At 36.9% G+C, this 16,630-nt stretch carries 18 protein-coding genes, 2 tRNA genes and 1 pseudogene; 8 read left to right on the top strand and 13 right to left on the bottom strand.

Features of this window, described 5'->3' with window-relative positions:
- Nucleotides 1-11: 11 nt before the first annotated feature.
- From KPC_RS03190 to KPC_RS03180, 3 genes are all read right to left on the bottom strand, one after another.
- Nucleotides 12-554 (bottom strand): PadR family transcriptional regulator, encoded by a 543-nt coding sequence (locus tag KPC_RS03190; protein ID WP_121972976.1) that lies wholly within the window; start codon nt 552-554, stop codon nt 12-14.
- 174 nt (nt 555-728) lie between these two features.
- On the bottom strand, nt 729-2,297 hold the full coding sequence (gene guaA / locus KPC_RS03185; RefSeq protein ID WP_121972975.1) for a glutamine-hydrolyzing GMP synthase: 1,569 nt from the start codon (nt 2,295-2,297) through the stop codon (nt 729-731).
- A gap of 165 nt (nt 2,298-2,462) precedes the next feature.
- A complete protein-coding gene (locus KPC_RS03180; RefSeq protein ID WP_121972974.1) occupies nt 2,463-2,885 on the bottom strand; it encodes a DoxX family protein in 423 nt (140 codons plus the stop codon).
- Nucleotides 2,886-3,079: 194 nt separating this feature from the next.
- Here KPC_RS03180 and KPC_RS03175 point away from each other — a divergent pair, with 194 nt between their 5' ends.
- A complete protein-coding gene (locus tag KPC_RS03175) occupies nt 3,080-3,733 on the top strand; it encodes a DedA family protein (RefSeq protein WP_121972973.1) in 654 nt (217 codons plus the stop codon).
- A gap of 47 nt (nt 3,734-3,780) precedes the next feature.
- On the opposite strand, the gene KPC_RS03170 is transcribed toward KPC_RS03175, so the two are convergent.
- The 4 genes from KPC_RS03170 to KPC_RS03155 all read right to left on the bottom strand — a co-directional run bounded on the left by KPC_RS03170 (nt 3,781) and on the right by KPC_RS03155 (nt 5,828).
- A complete protein-coding gene (locus KPC_RS03170) occupies nt 3,781-4,182 on the bottom strand; it encodes a hypothetical protein (protein WP_121972972.1) in 402 nt (133 codons plus the stop codon).
- A gap of 15 nt (nt 4,183-4,197) precedes the next feature.
- Nucleotides 4,198-5,031 carry a ParA family protein gene (locus KPC_RS03165; protein ID WP_121972971.1) on the bottom strand — a complete coding sequence of 278 codons (834 nt, stop codon included), beginning with the start codon at nt 5,029-5,031 and terminating at the stop codon, nt 4,198-4,200.
- A gap of 79 nt (nt 5,032-5,110) precedes the next feature.
- Complete coding sequence (locus KPC_RS03160) at nt 5,111-5,503, bottom strand: SirB2 family protein (protein WP_121972970.1); 393 nt, start codon at nt 5,501-5,503, stop codon at nt 5,111-5,113.
- Between the two features lie 16 nt (nt 5,504-5,519).
- On the bottom strand, nt 5,520-5,828 hold the full coding sequence (locus KPC_RS03155; protein ID WP_121972969.1) for a BolA family protein: 309 nt from the start codon (nt 5,826-5,828) through the stop codon (nt 5,520-5,522).
- A gap of 233 nt (nt 5,829-6,061) precedes the next feature.
- Between KPC_RS03155 and KPC_RS03150 the strand changes: the two genes are divergently transcribed.
- Nucleotides 6,062-6,137, top strand: a tRNA-Gly gene (locus tag KPC_RS03150).
- A gap of 45 nt (nt 6,138-6,182) precedes the next feature.
- Nucleotides 6,183-6,258 (top strand) — tRNA-Gly (locus KPC_RS03145).
- A gap of 325 nt (nt 6,259-6,583) precedes the next feature.
- Here KPC_RS03145 and KPC_RS03140 read toward each other — a convergent pair.
- The gene (locus KPC_RS03140; protein ID WP_005094613.1) at nt 6,584-6,811 is read right to left on the bottom strand and encodes a helix-turn-helix domain-containing protein; all 228 of its coding nucleotides are present in this window, start codon (nt 6,809-6,811) and stop codon (nt 6,584-6,586) included.
- A gap of 112 nt (nt 6,812-6,923) precedes the next feature.
- Between KPC_RS03140 and KPC_RS03135 the strand changes: the two genes are divergently transcribed.
- From KPC_RS03135 to KPC_RS03115, 5 genes and pseudogenes are all read left to right on the top strand, one after another.
- Nucleotides 6,924-7,133, top strand: a complete 210-nt coding sequence (locus tag KPC_RS03135; protein WP_000122748.1) for a hypothetical protein — start codon at nt 6,924-6,926, stop codon at nt 7,131-7,133.
- Nucleotides 7,134-7,152: 19 nt separating this feature from the next.
- Complete coding sequence (locus KPC_RS03130) at nt 7,153-8,334, top strand: site-specific integrase (RefSeq protein WP_121972968.1); 1,182 nt, start codon at nt 7,153-7,155, stop codon at nt 8,332-8,334.
- Nucleotides 8,327-8,575, top strand: coding sequence for a hypothetical protein (locus KPC_RS03125; protein ID WP_121972967.1), 249 nt, complete (start codon nt 8,327-8,329; stop codon nt 8,573-8,575). The genes KPC_RS03130 and KPC_RS03125 overlap by 8 nt, the downstream gene beginning before the upstream one ends.
- 68 nt (nt 8,576-8,643) lie before the next feature.
- Nucleotides 8,644-9,162 (top strand): DUF1376 domain-containing protein, encoded by a 519-nt coding sequence (locus KPC_RS03120; RefSeq protein ID WP_121972966.1) that lies wholly within the window; start codon nt 8,644-8,646, stop codon nt 9,160-9,162.
- 10 nt (nt 9,163-9,172) lie between these two features.
- A pseudogene (locus KPC_RS03115) lies at nt 9,173-9,919 on the top strand (ATP-binding protein).
- Between the two features lie 517 nt (nt 9,920-10,436).
- Here the strand turns inward: KPC_RS03115 and KPC_RS03110 are convergent.
- The 5 genes from KPC_RS03110 to KPC_RS03085 all read right to left on the bottom strand — a co-directional run.
- The gene (locus KPC_RS03110; RefSeq protein WP_121972965.1) at nt 10,437-11,561 is read right to left on the bottom strand and encodes a hypothetical protein; all 1,125 of its coding nucleotides are present in this window, start codon (nt 11,559-11,561) and stop codon (nt 10,437-10,439) included.
- Between the two features lie 46 nt (nt 11,562-11,607).
- Nucleotides 11,608-11,901 (bottom strand): transposase, encoded by a 294-nt coding sequence (locus KPC_RS20875; protein WP_407641972.1) that lies wholly within the window; start codon nt 11,899-11,901, stop codon nt 11,608-11,610.
- A 230-nt stretch (nt 11,902-12,131) separates the two neighbouring features.
- On the bottom strand, nt 12,132-14,993 hold the full coding sequence (locus tag KPC_RS03100) for a DEAD/DEAH box helicase (RefSeq protein WP_228212139.1): 2,862 nt from the start codon (nt 14,991-14,993) through the stop codon (nt 12,132-12,134).
- A 91-nt stretch (nt 14,994-15,084) separates the two neighbouring features.
- On the bottom strand, nt 15,085-16,317 hold the full coding sequence (locus KPC_RS20305) for a hypothetical protein (protein ID WP_171334412.1): 1,233 nt from the start codon (nt 16,315-16,317) through the stop codon (nt 15,085-15,087).
- A gap of 32 nt (nt 16,318-16,349) precedes the next feature.
- Nucleotides 16,350-16,630: transposase (locus KPC_RS03085; RefSeq protein ID WP_146196618.1), on the bottom strand; the 281-nt coding region annotated here is incomplete at its 5' end.

Here is a 16,630-nt window from a genome sequence, read left to right as displayed (position 1 = left end):
ACGTACCTCAATTACAAACGTCCAATTTCTACCGCAGCCATATCAATCTTTTCTGCAATTTTCCGTACTTGTGCCACATCGTATTCGGCAGTACTCAACTTTAGACGTAATGCAGTTTTTAAGTTTTCCATTGCACGATGGATATCAAGCAACTGATCGTTGTTGTGAATTTCACGTCTCATCTCGAGTTTTTCAAGCAAATGCGTGACTATTTGCTGTTGTTGTTGTAAGTGGGTCTGACCTGCATTCGTAATGTGATATTGCTTGCGATCATCGTCAGTGCTTTGCACAGTAACAAAGCCCATATCTTCTAAATAAGTCAGGGTTGGATAGATTGTTCCTGGACTCGGACTATAACCGCCACCAACAAGGTCACTGATTTCCTTGATAATTTCATAACCATGCTTAGGTTCTTGCTGTATTAAATACAAAACCAGAGCTTTCATCCGGCCTGCTTCAAACAAGCGCCCACGTCGACCGCGATGCCCTCTTTCTGCATGCTGTTCAGAGAGATCAAATTCATCTTTTAAATGGTGATGCTTATCTAATTTCATCATTACCTCTGAAGAACTGATTAATTTATATTTATTAAGATATATCTTAATATATCTTTTGTCGAGTTAAGATACCTGTATAAATTATAATAGTTTGATAAATAACAAATTATAAATTTTAGGATATAAAAAAGGACGCTGGTGCGTCCTTTTCAAAATAATTCCCTTCGGAAATTACTCCCACTCAATTGTAGCAGGTGGTTTAGAAGAAACATCATAAACCACACGAGAAACATCTTTAATCTCGTTCATGATCCGCGTTGAAATCTTGTCAACCAACTCATACGGAAGATGTGCAAAACGAGCTGTCATAAAGTCAACTGTTTCAACTGCACGAAGAGCAATCACCCATGCATAACGACGCCCATCACCCACCACACCTACAGATTTTACAGGTTGGAATACCGCAAATGCCTGAGCAGTTTTATCATACCAACCGCTAGCACGAAGCTCTTGCATAAAGATGTCATCAGCTAAACGAAGAATATCAGCATATTCTTTTTTCACTTCACCCAAGATACGCACACCCAAACCTGGACCCGGGAATGGATGACGATAAAGCATTTCATGTGGTAAACCTAAAGTCGTACCTAAACGACGCACTTCATCTTTAAACAAATCACGTAAAGGTTCAACCAATTCAAAAGCTAGATCTTCTGGTAAACCACCCACATTATGGTGTGATTTGATCACATGTGCTTTACCTTGTTTGCTGGCAGCAGATTCAATCACATCTGGATAAATCGTACCTTGAGCCAAGAATTTTACACCATCAAGTTTACGTGCTTCTTCAGCAAAAACTTCGATAAATTCACGACCAATAATCTTACGTTTTTTCTCTGGATCTACTTCACCAGCAAGTGCTGTCAAGAAACGATTTTCTGCATCGGCACGAATCACACGAATACCCATGTTTTTCGCAAACATGTCCATCACTTGATCGCCTTCGTGTAAACGAAGTAATCCGTTGTCTACAAATACACAAGTCAACTGATCGCCAATCGCACGGTGTAAAAGTGCAGCAACCACAGATGAGTCAACCCCACCTGAAAGACCTAAAAGAACTTTTTCATTACCAATTTGTTCACGTAACTGTTGAACACGAAGTTCGATAATATTTTCAGAATTCCAAAGACCACCACATCCACAAATTTTATGAACAAAGTTAGAAAGTAATTGTTCACCTTTTGCAGTATGCGTTACTTCTGGATGGAACTGCACACCATAAAAACGGCGTACTTCATCTGAAACTGCTGCAAATGGACAGCTCGGTGTACTCGCAGTCACTTTAAAGCCGGCAGGAACCTGTGAAACTTTATCACCATGACTCATCCAGACTTTAAGCTGATTATTGCCATCATCCAGATCACCAATGAGCTGGTCACGTTCTTTGACATCAACCTCAGCATAACCAAATTCGTGAACTGTTCCCGCTTCTACTTTACCACCCAATTGCTCTGACATGGTTTGCAAGCCGTAGCAGATACCCAGTACAGGCACACCCAGATTGAAGACAACTTCTGGAGCGCGTGGACTACCTTCCTCATGAACGCTTTCAGGACCGCCTGATAAGATAATCCCGTTAGGATTAAATGCACGAATGTCTTCTTCAGACATGTCATAGGCATACATTTCAGAATATACACCAGCTTCGCGCACACGACGTGCAATGAGCTGACTATATTGAGAACCGAAATCCAAGATCAAGATACGGTCTTGGGTAATTTGAGTATTGGTAGTCATGACAAACAACTATGCAGGTAATCGGAAAATAAGCGCTGTATTCTATCATTTTTATAGCTGCTACGCACATGATTCATGCATCAATACTTTCAAGAAAAAAAATGAATGATTTTCAAATAAATAAAAGCGCGATTAAGCGCTTTTATTACAGGTCAATGGAATGATTTATTTTTCAATAATGTGGTCAAGGCTAATTTTACCTGCACCATGTAGCATTAAAATAAAGAAACCACCTGCCATACTTAAGTTTTTCATGAAATTGATTACTGAACCCTGATCGGCAGCACCATGAAATAAAAATGCAGTTAAAATACTAAATATACCAAGAGCTAACGCAGCCAAACGTGTCTGGAAACCGAATAGAAGAGCTAAACCTCCGCCAAACTCAACTAAAATGGTCAGTGGTAATAATGAACCGGATACTCCCATCGCTTCCATATACCCTACAGTTGCTGTGTAGGCAGTAATTTTTCCCCATCCAGAAACAATAAATATATATGCCAATAAAATACGACCAAGCAGGCTAATGAGGGCATCAGCAAATGGTTGGGTAACAATATTTTTAACAGCAACATTTGGATTAAACATGAGATAGCCTTTTTGAATTCTGCTTAAATAATGAACGCATTTTATGTTGGAATTTATGTGAAATAAATCACCAAAATTTAAACCCATCGTTGTAAATTTGAAACGATAGAAGTTGTATTTTTTTGGTATTTACTGCTGACTTTATCTGACGAGACTGCTAGGATTTATCCACACTTTTGCGCTGTTTTCATACCATGAACTTGTTTGATTTTATATTACACGTTGACCAACATCTTTCTGAATTTATTACAAATTACGGTACTTGGATTTATGGCATTTTATTTCTAATCATTTTTGTGGAAACAGGCTTGGTCGTGATGCCATTTTTGCCTGGTGATAGCCTATTATTTGCTGCTGGTGCTCTAGCCGCTTCAACTGGAGCAATGAACCCTTGGCTTTTAGGAGGGCTTCTTTTTATTGCAGCAGTTCTGGGTGACACACTAAATTATCATATAGGTAAATTTGTCGGACCACGTGTATTTGAAATCAATAGCAAACTGATTAATAAAGAACATCTGATAAAAACTCATCATTTCTTTGAACGACATGGTGGAAAAACCATTATTATTGCCAGATTCTTACCTTTCATTCGTACCTTTGCCCCATTCGTTGCTGGTGCGGGGGAAATGCATTACCGCTATTTCCTATTATATAACATCATCGGTGCAGCTTTATGGGTTGGCTCATTTGTAACACTAGGGTATTTATTTGGTAATATACCTCTGGTTAAAGACAACTTCACCCACCTGATTTTCGGAATTATCATTTTAAGTATTTTACCAGGTGTAATTGGCTATATTCGTCATAAGTTTTTTTCTAAAAAAATATCTACATCAACTGAAAAATAATCAAATCTCAAAATAAAAAGGCTGTATCTAATGATACAGCCTTTTTATTATTTGTTATTGACTATCCGTTTAGGAACAAATGAACAGTTTTTAAATTGGGCAGCTTGTGAAATTGCATCTTGCTGACCATAAAGTCTGGCAAGCTCGGTATTTTTAGTGTTCGAAGACTGTCCCATATTAACCGAGATGGATGGACCGAAGCCCCAACCGCTATGACGTCCAAAACCCCAACCGCCACCTACACCAAGTCCGACACCTACCCCTGTACGTTTAGCAGGTTGTACACCGCTATTAATATATTGCTGGATGCGATCAAACTCACTCGTCAGTTGACTACAAGTATAAGACTGGTAATTGGTTGGCGAAACATATGAAGGCTTAACCGTTGTTGCACATGCTGTTAATAATAAGGCACTAACTGCAAAAAGACTCAAAGAAATCTTTTTCATAGACATCTCAATTTATTATTGCTCGATTTCATTGAACAATAATTGATAGGCCTGCGTCAATTTATGTTCTGGCGATAAATATATAAGTGGCTGATTTTTGTGATGAGATTCTTTCATTAAAACTGAAGGAGGTAACATATTGTTAAGCACAGGCATCCCTTCATCTTTTAATTGCTGCACAACTTCACGTGGCAATTTTGCCTGTGCCTGAAACTGATTAACAACAATCCCCTCTATTTCCAGACCATCATTATGGTCATCTTGAGTTTCAATAACATTGGCAATCAGTGTCTGTAAAGCACGTTTAGAAAATACGTCACAATCAAATGGTATCAATACCCGGTCAGCAGCAATCAATGCAGACAAGGTAAAGAAATTAAAGGCAGGTGGCGTGTCAATAAAGATACGGTCATATTGTCCTCTTAGACTTTGGATCGCATCACGAAGCTTATATATTTTGTGTTTTGCTTCCAGTGCATGCTCTAAAGCGCCTAAAGTCGGACTCGCGGGTAGAACATCCAGATTTTTATATTTTGAAGAATGGACAAAGTGATCAAAACCTTTAGAACGTGGCTTTAAGAGTGAACCAATTGCATTACCAATTAAACCCTTTTGTTGTGTCGTACCTAGAACGTCATGGAAAAAGTTTTCAATATTTGGTTCTAATACAGCACGATCAGCGCAATAGGTTGCAATATCACCTAAAATATACTGGCTAGAATTCGCTTGAGGGTCTAGATCAATCAAGAGCGTTTTCAAGTTCTGTTCAGCGCTAATTGCTGCCAGATTAACAGCTATACTGGACTTCCCAACTCCACCTTTTTGATTAAACACGACACGTGTAAGCATAATTCCCTCAAAATTATAATTTTTACTCCCAAGCAGTTTAACCCAGACTGCCTGGAAGCGGGTAAATTATGTCTAACAATCAACCAAAAACCGGTTTTATCATCACCAAGGATAAAATAGCGACAAATGCAACCACAGAAAGCACCAGACCAGCTCTGCGCTGAGACAACAACACTGAATCATCCTTTTTATACGTTTTGATCAAGGATGATAATAAAACCAGAAATAAAATGATTTTTGCATAAAACCAATGTTCGACTTGAAAATGCTTCATATAAAGTAAAGCTAAGCCTGAGAATACTAAAAGTGTTAATGAGGCATGCTGGATTGCGACATAAACTTTACGTTTATTCTGATTGGGTTGATTGTCTTCAACCCTTTTAAATAACGTCGTCCCCCTAAGCAATATAATGATAAGAAGTAAGACAACAGCTAAACCATGCAGGGCAATAAATAATGTATGTTGATCCATATCGTTCTAATGCCTGCTAAGCTTTTGGGGCATGTGCACAATCTGGACTTGCTGGTGCCTGACCTTGCCACTCATCTGGAACATAAGCATGAATTGCCAAAGCATGTATTTTCCCTGGACTAATCAACTCTGCTGCAGCTGCATAGACTTTCTGGTGACGCTGAACCAAACGAAGACCCGAAAAAACCTCACTGACGATAATAACTTTAAAATGTGATTCTTTACCTGGAAAATACCCACCATGACCTGCTGATTCGTTAATCACTTCTAGATGTGATGGAGATAACGAGTTGAATCTTTCAATAAGTTGTTGCTCTAAAGTCATATCTCACCCTGAGGAAATCCTAATTCAGTCCAGTATAACGATAACTTTCAAACGAAAATATGGCAAATCCAGATCATAAAAAGCCTTAAATATCTTTCTTTGATTTGATACCAGCTGTACTAAAGTTATTTTGAACAGCCTTTTCAGGAAAATGATTTTATTTTATGCAAATAAACAGGATAACAGCAGAAAATTGTTGACCCTGTATCTGCTTAATGTATTATAGGCGGCACGCGGGAATAGCTCAGTTGGTAGAGCATAACCTTGCCAAGGTTGGGGTCGCGAGTTCGAGTCTCGTTTCCCGCTCCAGATTTGGTTTTTTTAGTGTAAGTTTTCGTAAAAACTGCTCAATATGCGGGAATAGCTCAGTTGGTAGAGCATAACCTTGCCAAGGTTGGGGTCGCGAGTTCGAGTCTCGTTTCCCGCTCCAAATTCTAAAAGCCCTCATCGAAAGATGGGGGCTTTTTTCTTGTTGAATTTATTATGTTTTTTGAAAACCCTCTTTTCTTTTTTATTCGATTCGATAAAAAATATTCTTAATGTAATTTGTATTTTGTGACCAAGATGTGACCATGGCGTGCCCACGACAATAAAAATGGTCTCAATTGACCTTAAATATCCTCAATCGATCACCACTTTCAGAGCTTTTTTGAAGGCAAAAAATTATCCTATTCTCTTCCAAACAAGGTGTTTTTTACCAAATGATCAAGAATTTGTGACCATTTCACTTTTTGATGTGACCAATTGTGACCAAACTAACTATTATCATTTTGATTATTATCAATTTTCTTGAAAATCAACAAATCGCCCACTTCTACATCTAATGCAATACAAATTTTATCAATTGTCTCAAAATCAATCCGTACAGATTCATCATTATAAAGTTTATGTAAAGTAGATTTATTAATTCCAGTACTTCTCACCAAATCAGCAACCTTAAGTTTCCTTTCTGCTAATAAAACTGCCAAGTTTGAAATAATCATAAAATTTCCTAGTTAAATCATAAAAAGTACTTGCAACAACATAAAAATATGATAATTTATGTCTTAGGAATAATTTTTCCTAGTTACCTAGTAAAAAATATGAGGCTCTATTATGTCATATACCTATCTCACAGCCCAGCAACTGGCTGAAAAAATCCAGTACGACGCTCGTACCATTCGCAACCAGCTGAAGGACAGTGTCTTTATTGAAGGTGTTCACTACATCCGTCCTTTTGGTGGTCGCAAAATTCTTTTTGTTTGGGAACGTATTGAAACTGAAATGCTTAAATTCACTGGTTTAAGCATGGATGCCTTGCAATAAAGCTTAGGAGGTTTAACTGATGGCTACCATCCGGGAACGAAGTGGCAAACTGATTGCCGACTTTCGCTACATGGGCATTCGTTGCAGAGAAACAACCAATCTTGAAGACAATGCCTATAACCGTCGCATTTTGAAAAAACGCCTCGAGCAGCTTGAGGCAGAAATCACACTGGGAACTTTTGAATACGAAAAGTACTTTCCAAAAAGTAAACGTGTCGATGAATTTAAGGAAAAAAGAAGTCAGCAAATCGCTGTACAAACCAAGATTCCTCTTTTTAAAGAGTTTACTGAAGTGTGGTTTAAACAGAAACAAATTGAATGGAGAGCTTCCTATCAACAGAAGGTTTCAATTGTCATCAAAAACTATTTGATCCCTGCTTTTGGTAATCAGGTTCTTTCAAAAATCAAGAAGTCAGACTTGCTGAACTTCCGTGCCTCTCTCGCCCAAGTGACACACGGAAAAGATCAGACAAGCCTGAAAGCATCGAGGATCAATCAAATCATGACGCCTTTACGTATGATACTAAATGATGCGGCTGAACGATACGAGTTTGAATCGCCTTATAAAAATATTAACAATCTGAAGGAAAGCAAGATTAAAGTCACACCTTTTTCTCTGGAAGAGGTGCATAAAATTCTTAACACGGTGCGTGAAGACTTCCGCCCCTATTACACCATTCGCTTTTTTACGGGTATGCGTACCAGTGAAATCGATGGTCTGCAATGGAAAAATGTGGACTTGCAACGTCGAGAAATCCACATTCGCGAAGCCTTGGTGAATGGGGAGCTGGGTGGAACCAAAACCTATGCTTCTGACCGCACGATCCAGATGAATGACCGCGTTTATCAAGCCTTTCTGCAACAGAAAAGCTTAAATAATAGTAAATCAGAGTTTGTATTCTGTAATCGTGATGGTGGACCTCTCGATTATCGCCTAGTGAATAGACGTGTCTGGCATCCTTTATTACGCTATTTAGGCCTAAAGCCACGTCGTGCCTATCAAACACGTCATACAGCAGCAACGCTCTGGCTGTCAGCAGGAGAAAATCCCGAATGGATCGCACGTCAATTAGGACATTCAACGACTGAAATGCTATTCCGGGTCTATAGTCGTTATATCCCCAATGTTACGCGTCGCGATGGCAGTGCTTTTGAAGCCATGCTGGAAAAACTAAATACAGAGGAGCTTGCACATGAATAGTAAAGCTTTCTTTGGTGGTGTGGTCGTCAGTCCTGAAGCTGATACTGTCGCTCGTGAATTAATCCATGAGCTACACATTCCTAAACTGCACAATCTGGCGTTTTTGCTGGAGATCAACAAATGCTTCGATGATCACCAGGCGTTAAGACTGTGGCTACAGCGAATGCTGGATGAAGGGCAAGCCCATTACGATGACTTGGCCCAACAGGCTCGCCTCCGGTTAATGAGCTTAGCTCCCTGATCAAATAAATATACAAGGTCATCTGATTGATGACCTTAGCCCTCTATACCTATAAAAAAGGTGAACACATGCATAAACATATTTCAATTTGGATGCCACTCTATATTGGCGACTTACAGGCGAAATTTGCACGAATGACAGCAGAGCAAATTGGTGCGGCACTGCTGTTAATGATGGATTTCTGGAAAAATGGTGCTATTCCTCACGACCTAGCTACGGTATGTAGCATCACAAAATTATCGCAACATACCAAGGCTAAAACTTTGTTGAATACGCTAATAGCCCTGGAATTGTTTGAAATCGAATCTGAGCAAATTCATTCAAGTTTTTTAACCAGTTTAAAAAGCCAGGCATTGCAAAATCAGCAAATGAAATCTGATAAAGCTAAAAATGCAGCTCAAGCACGTTGGGGAAAATCCGCAAGTAATGCTCAAGCATCAGCTAAGCAACGAAAAGTAAATGCTCAAGCAGCTCCTGAGAAGAGCCCGAGTATTACTCAAGTCATGCTTGAACCATGCCCTTCATCTTCATCTTCAAATTTTGAAGAAAAAAATGAGAGTTTTTTAGAAAATTCAAAATGGATTTAGGAGAATGATCATGAATACCATGCTTAAAACGCTCCAATTTCACGCAGAAACAACAGAAACACTCTGCCCTACCCATCATATACCCCTGATGGAAATTGCCGGCCACAGGCTCTGTAAATTGTGTGCGAAAGAAACCGTCCATCACTCACATGCAGCCTATGCAGATGAGTTGCAACAGCGATTGCTACAACAGAAAATCAGAAACTCAGGGCTCAATAAACGCTACCTGGACCGTGGCTTCAAGAATTATGTGATTGCATGTCCTGCACAAGACAATGCCATCAAACTATGTCAGGCTTTTGCACAGCAAATTATTTCTGGCCATTATCCAAACCTGCTGCTCATTGGTACACCAGGTACAGGAAAGACGCACCTGAGTGCGTCAATCATTCGTAATATTCTGCATAACAGTACAAAATCTGCTCGCTACTATACCAGTGCAGAAATTGCTCAAAAAATGATGGACACCTAGTCAGATGCTTCACGTTCTGAAAAGGAAGTAATCAACCATTTCTCCAGTTTTGATTTATTAGTAATTGATGAATATGGCCTGCATGACCGGCATGAGAAACGTCTAGAGATGGTGCATAAGGTTCTGTATAGCCGTTATGACAATATGAAGTCGACGATGCTCATTTCCAATTTCACATTACAGAATATACAGCGGGATTTAGGTGTCCGATTATGGTCACGGTTGCATGAAAACAATTTAATTGTAGTGCCGTGTTATTGGGAAGATCAGCGGATAATCAAATAATACGACTCTTTAATTAATTCAATTATCTAATTGAAATAATTAGATTAAGTTAATAAAAAAAGCCCATGCTTTTGGTAATGCCAGTCAGTTAAGGAGTTTAAACATAAACTCCTTAATTCTTAGTCGTTAATAGCGGATTATTATCCTTTTAAATCAAATCGTTAGAGCTAATTTGTTGCTTTTGTTTTGCCTAAAGTAACCAAAGGCATTTTTCATCCGTAAAACTCGTCAATCACCATCACTTAGCGAATTTGTCGCAGAAACAATCATTTTTAAATGTAGTCCTGCCTCAAACAGTTGTGGATGAGTTTTCCATATTTTAATTATCATCATGAATTTAAAAAAGGAAATTCCAGTCAGTTTCTTAACTGACTGGAATTACATGAGACTTCTTGCGTTAGTCAAAATTTAAACAGCCCAAAGCTACATTTTATAAGGTTTTAGCCAATTCAAAAATTAGGTAAAACGGTACTTTCGCAAGAGGTCTATGCTTTTGGGCTTTTTTATTAATAGAAATTCATATATCTGCAGGCATCTTATGTAAAAATATATAAGGTGTTAAATTTGGTTCGTGTAAGAAATTATAAACTTTATTTACAAAAGCTTCAGCATCCTCATCTGGCAACCATCCCCCCATTGTAAAGAACATAGTGACGAAATCACTATTAATCACTTCTAAATTTAGGGAGTCGGCAAAGTCCGGTATAAAAGAGGCTTCTGCAGCATCGATTAAAGCTGATTTCAAACACAAATCATTTCTAGCTGCTTGAACAATCAAAGATGTAGTATGTCTTTTAACTTTATTATCGTATGAGGTATTAATCCATTTAACCGCTTGGGTTAGAGAGTCTTCCTGAAAATTTACTTGCTCCTCTTTAGACAACATTCTTCCGACCATAATCATCCTCACATTAAAAGGATGAGAAATTGAATCGAATACCTCTTTGGTACATAACCCCTGAGCATATAAACCACCATAACTAAATCGTAGGGCATAATTTAGGGGAGTCATAATATCATGAGGGATTTCTTCATTTTCTGACATATAGTCCTTGATATCTTGATATAAATCATAATAGAAACCGAACTCAGTCCAATTTTTACGAGGAACTATATCTGTAAGATCTTTCGCAACAGGTTTTTTCCCACTATAACTTAAAAAATAGTTAACGACCTCAATCCATTCATCTGCTTTTCTTTCCCGAACATGACGTTCTTCAGCAGTATTTAACATGTATCTTGCATGTTTTAAACGTACTTCATCTAAGAGATTCTTATTATCTTTAAAGAATTTTTGCAATATCTGACATCTAACCAAAATTGCCTTATCAAGACCTAATTCATTGATTAATAAAGGACTAATCTTATTATTTAAATAGTCTAGGGCACTATCATCCTCATCCATTGATGAACTTTGATACAAAGCACCTTTATATTCAACTTTGAACAATCCTAATGAATTTACATATTGTTGAGCAATACTATTACCTTGCGAAGCACCATCTATATCTTCCATAAAAAAGTCATAAAGTTGTTGTGGATTACGGATTCTTTGAACTAACCCTTGATAGACTTCTGTTTTAAATTTAGATAATTCAACAGGATTTTTTAAACCTTTTTTTCTAAAAAATGCCCCAAACACAAAATGCTCCTAAATTTCAGAATTTCTCAAGTAATGACGTTAATATTCAATACCTACACGTTAACATATTAGTAGAAATAGGATCTAATGGTGCAGAGCAGGATAAGGCAATAAATGCAGGTTTATTCGGTAGTGGTGAGCGATCATTCTTTGGCTTACCATCAAATAAGCGAATCCATTTGGATACAAGATTTGTATTCAATCCATGTTGCAAAGCGACCGAAGCAATTGAAACGTCAGGTGCTTTACAAGCCTGAACGATCTGCTGTTTAAATTCAGCACTGTATGTTCTGCGTTTTTTCGCTAGAGATGCGATGGATGTCTGATTATTTGTCGTCATAAATTTAAGTCCCCACTTGTTTTTAAGTGGGGACTAAATTAAGGCTTATAGGATGAATTCATAAGGTGTGTTCAGCGGACGCTTACTCTCCGACAAACCCGGTACGGTTCATTTATTAATGCATGTTTTTAGCCATTTCTACCAAAAAAATGTAAAATCAATAAACCACTTTATCGTTTTTCATTCAAAAACAGAGCATGTTAACCATGCTCTGGCTATAGTGCATATTCTTATTTAGTGGATAAATTTAGTAACATAGACGAACAATACAAATCATTTGGCATTAAATATGAATTAGATTTTTCTGCCATAAAAGACTGTAGGGCTTTATCCGCTTTTTCTAATAGGCTATTTGCCTGCTGTGTAGTAATCGGTACTGTTTGATGAAATGCGGTTAATTTTTTAGTGAACATATCTAAAATTTTTGGTGGATTTACATGTTCACTTTTTGGTGAATATGTGTATATACAGAATTGCTTACGTACAACATTCCCTTGCAAATCTTGCCATTTTAAAATATTGGTCGTCATAAAATTCATAAACGCCTTTTCAGCATTTGAAATAGCACAACATAATCCGCCAGTATCATAATCCAATGCCTTTTCAATCAAATATTGCATGATAGGTGAAGACAGATCTAGCATATGTATCTGAGGACGATTCACTGCGACAGAGCGATCAATCGTTACATCTAATAAAGATGCTTTACCTAATATGCTTTTAAATTTTTTCTGATATTCGTCATTAAATCGGATACGAATATAGCCAGATTCGCTATGTAAAGTATACTCAATATCCAAGAGTTCAAGCATACCTAAAATGAAGCTTTCGATATGGTTAGTTTCTACCTGAATATCTGTTCGAACACTATCAGCATCCCCACTTGTAGCATAAGATAAAATTTCTCGCTGGATATTCACTGCTTCTTTGGCATTTCTTAATGCCTCTTCAATTCTTTCTTCTGTGCGTGAAATACCTATCTCAGTAAGCGTTTTCAAAACATCTTCAACGTCAACATATTGACTAAGCTCACCTAAAATTTCATCCTTCAATCCATCATTAAACTCATGTACTTGTACATTGGAAAGATCATTAACAATTTGCTCAATCCGCTCATACATTTTAAAGATAATATTTACATCAACACTGTCCGGTTGATGTAAATTAAAAATGAGAACATTTTTCTGTTGTCCATAACGATATAAACGCCCAATACGTTGGACTAAGCGCATCGGATTCCATGGCAGATCATAATTCACCATGATATTACAGGTCTTTTGTAAGTTAATCCCCTCGCCACCAGCTTCTGTAGAAATAAGAAATTGGCCTGTTTCTTCAAAGTTTTTGATCGCATTAATACGATCATCATGTTTCATAGAACCATTAATTATTTCAACTTTACCTAGACCATATTGCTCTTCTAATTTGGTCTTAATATATTCTTGAGTTGTTCTGTACTCAGTAAATATAAGAACTTTCTCCAAGGAGTTTTTCGCCAAAATCTGATCAATAATGGAATCCATAAATACATTTATTTTCTTGTCTTCACGTATTAAATGATGACTTACTTCGACTAATTCCTTTAAGTCCTCTAATTCTCCCGCAAAGAATTCAATCGAACTTTTACCATCATTTAAAATTTTCGTAAGTTCTTCTTCTAAAATTTCACCAGCATAGCGCTCATCATTCAACTCCTGTAAATTTTCATGAGCTGACTGATAGCTCATCTCAAGGCGTGTCACCCGTTTTAGCAAAGCTTTATGAATTGCCATGACACTTGATGCTGCCAATTTCCGATACGTAGTCATTACAAAGCCAATTGCTCGAGCAAAATTTCCTTCAGCCTGGCTAGCTTGATACCCTTTTTTAAAGTAAGCAGATAATAGCTCTTCAAATTCTTGGAATTCATCAGTTGTAGGAATAGCTATCGCTTTTGTCACTTTTCCTTTAAAAATAAATTTACCATCTTTATCTGTGACATCTGCTTTATGATTTCGATAAATCATATCCCTAATAATTTCAGGATTACGATCTAGTTGTAATAAATCTCGTCTTCTTTCAGGTCGCAATAGCTCTAAAAGTGCAATAAATTTTGCCTGGTCTCCTTGGTGAGGGGTTGCAGATAAAATAATCATTGCTTTGGTTTTTAATCTAAGCTTTGCTGCCAAGTCAAAACGATCAGAAGAATCATATTTATTTCCATACTGTCTTCTAGATAGGCGATGACCTTCATCAAAAATTATGAGATCCCAGTTTCCAGCATCTAATAATTTTTCAATATGATTATCATGTTTTAGGGTATCCATCGACCCTATGACATAATCATACTGTTTCCATTCACGTTGTTCATTAATAAAAAAGTCCGTACCATAAATTCTAAATTCATCAATATGGAATTTATGATACATCTCCTCTTTCCACTGTTTGGTTAATCCAGCCGGTGTAACAAGCAATACTCTTCTTGCTTGATCCCGCTGTCTTAAAGCATGCAATAACATTCCTGTTTCAATGGTTTTACCGAGACCAACATCATCTGCAATTAGCCAATTCAAGTTATTTGTTTTTAAAATATGGTGAACTAAATTAATCTGATGTGGTAATGGATCAATATCTAAATGTGATAGTGCACCTGTATTCTCATTCCACAATTTAATCGCATTCGCCAATACTCTTAGCCTAAATCGCTCTACTTCGGTCTGACTAATACTGACGTCACCACCTTTAAAACGTGCTTCTGCATTTTTAACTGGGATCAAATGCTGAAACGGCATCCAAACTCTGATATTATCCAGCTCAAAATTGACCAAGTATTGATAAAATCCGGCTAGCTTACGTTCAAATACAATTACCCCTCTACCGAGTCGTTGATATCCAATTTCTGGGGTCGCATCTAGTACTTCCATACCTATCTTAAAGGCTGGCTGTAAATCATTTACCTTCACATCCGAAAATGGATTTTTAAGCCCCTTATCAAACCACTTTACAACACATGTTTCTTCATTTTTAGTTTGAGACACGATGCCAAGTCTTGTTTCTCCATGTACATCTAACTTAATTAAACAACCTTGAACTGGAGTTAAAGTACTATTCATTTAATTCACACTCAATTTCTTCATCATTTTCTTGCGACTAAGCCGATTTCTTAGATTTGGCTTCCAGTTTGGCTAAACGTTCGCTTTCCATTTATTTATCAAACTGTTCCAAAATTCCACTTTCAATAGTTTTGAGATTAGAAATCTTGGGCCTTGAAATCCCCCACTTTTCCAGATCCTTTTCTTTCTGTATTTGCTGTGTATCGTGACTTGTATGCCAATATTGTTGAGTAAATTGATTGTCTTGAAACTCAACATATTGTGGCAAATTGTCATCTATATTTAAAAATCTATATTTTAGAAAGATTGCAAAGGATGAAAATTGCCGTATATAGCTTGGGTGGCTCACCCATTCATCATCCAACTCATGAAGTAATGTTTCTATTTCTTCAAAATCTGGATATCCACTAAAAGATCGAACAATACTTAATAATGTAGGCCAAGGAAAATATTTTTGTCGAATATTAAAATTATAAACACCAGCATTATCATAGTCTGAATAAGAAAAATCACTTTCAAGGAGTTCTTTGGTTCTTACCATTAAAATAAATTCTTCAAAGGTTAATGATGAATCAGCCAATCTTTTTAAGGCCGCCCATGTAGCATTGGATGGATGCTCCTGAAAAAACACCTGTAATTGATCTAAAATTTTCTCACCGTGCCAGTCAAGCAAGCTCATAAATTCATTTGCTTTTAATAATGATTTTTCCTCATGACTCAAAGAGTCTGGGAAATAATCAATTTCACTTTCAACAAAATCAAATTCAGTAAAAGAAAATATTGCATCATCATCTGGAATAACCGAATATTCTTCTTTTTCTTCAGTAGAAATATCTAGGTCAGATAAAAAATCAAGAAAGTGTGTTGGCTTGTCTATTGAGAGTGCTTCAATATCTTCAACAGCTTCAACAGCTTCAACAGCTTCAACAGCTTCAACAGCTTCAACAGCTTCAACAGCTTCAACAGCTTCAACAGCTTCAACAGCTTCAACAGCTTCAACAGCTTCAGTCTGCGTAAAACTATTCGTAAAATCAAATAAAGAGTCTAAATCCGCTATTTCATTTTCAGTTTTATTTTCTATTAAAGAATAATCAAAATATGCATCTAAAAAACTAAATGGAAAATGCTCTTTTAAAATCTCATAACACTTAAAAGATACTGTATGTTTTTGAATTTGGTTAAGCAAAATATTTAATTGCGAAACAAACTGTATATTTTGTATTTGCCCCATTTGATATGCATTTAAGAAAAACAGTTTATCTATGGAAATATAACCATCTAGCTGGTCCCTTAATTGCTCTACAATAATTTTTTTGTTCATCATTACAACACTTTTAACTAGGGTCTGTTGACATTTCATAAAGGCAGCCAGAGATAAATACAAGCTAAGGCAACTGCGCTTTGAAAGTTTCGCTTTAGTTTATCAAACCGTGTAGCAATTCCTCGGAATTGCTTCAAACGGCAAAATGTATTCTCAACTAAGTGTCTGATTTTATATAAATACCAGTCCATATGATCATTACTTGATCTTGTGTTTGATTTCTTCCGTATATTCGCTTTAGCACTTCTATTTTTAATCTGCTCTCTTAATATTTCAGAATCATAGCCTTTATCCATACAGACTATTTCAGTGTCAG

This window comes from Acinetobacter stercoris (assembly GCF_900323515.1).
In the GTDB taxonomy this organism is placed as follows: Bacteria; Pseudomonadota; Gammaproteobacteria; order Pseudomonadales; family Moraxellaceae; genus Acinetobacter; species Acinetobacter stercoris.
The sequence above is the reverse complement of the archived record's forward strand: the minus strand, read 5'-3'. Positions and strand labels throughout refer to the sequence as shown.